The 856-nt window shown below is 51.9% G+C and carries 1 protein-coding gene; it reads right to left on the bottom strand.

Annotated features, from left to right (window positions below; genetic code table 11):
* Positions 1–81 precede the first annotated feature (81 nt).
* On the bottom strand, positions 82–856 hold a 775-nt coding region (locus Xedl_RS19820), incomplete at its 5' end, for a type VI secretion system baseplate subunit TssF (protein WP_143187515.1).

The following is an 856-nucleotide window of genomic DNA, read 5'->3' as shown; positions in this document are numbered from 1 at the left end:
TTCCGGCACACCGGCGATGTGGCAGGTAAAACGTAATCCACTTTTCATTTTTTATTCCTTATCGGTTATGACATGCATGCCTTACATGGCCGGGCGTAACCCATCGACGTGCCAGAACTGCCATAGCACCTTGTGACTGTCCGGGGTGAAAATCTCCAGCATGACAAACGAAGATTGGGTGATAAAACAAGCCAGTGCCTGATTAATTAACCGGCAGAAGCGATACATTTCTCCCTGATTACGATAACAATCAGGGTTCAGCGTCAGTGAGAGTAAATGCCCGCGAATGGGGCGCCCCCGCCGCATCCGGTCAGTCAGACTCTCTTCCACCTGTACAATGCCGTCAATATGTTGCTGGAACTGACGGCTCAAGGGGCGATGGGTGTCAGCATACGGGTCAAACAACCGAAGAAACTGTTTCAGGCTGTCGGTGGCAAATAACATCATCGGCGGGCTGGAGAGGCAGGAGAGCAGCGGCCAGCCGTTATTTTCCTGTAACAATGGCGGATAATCAGTGGTGACCGGCGTGATATTGTGGACGCTGAGATGAGACGGCGAATTTTCCTGCGTGACCGTAATCGTACCTTGTTTCAGTGTCAGTGCCTGTTCATGGTAGCCAGTGAAATAACACGAAACCTCAATGGCAGGTAAGTTGTTTGCCGGTTTACCGGTCAAATCAAAAAAACACAGCCGATGTTGGATCCTGCCCAGAAAATCCTGCTCGGTCTGGAGCTGGTAGTAAAACGTGTCGGGCTGTGCATCGTCATCGAAAAAACGCCCGGCGGGAACAAACTGCTCAATCGGCAGCCAGTGATAAGGCGTGCCACGCTGCTCACTGTCTTCGGGCTGCACCACC

Source organism: Xenorhabdus eapokensis, from assembly GCF_001908105.1.
Note: the sequence above shows the minus strand (reverse complement) of the source record. Positions and strands in the feature narration are given on the sequence as shown.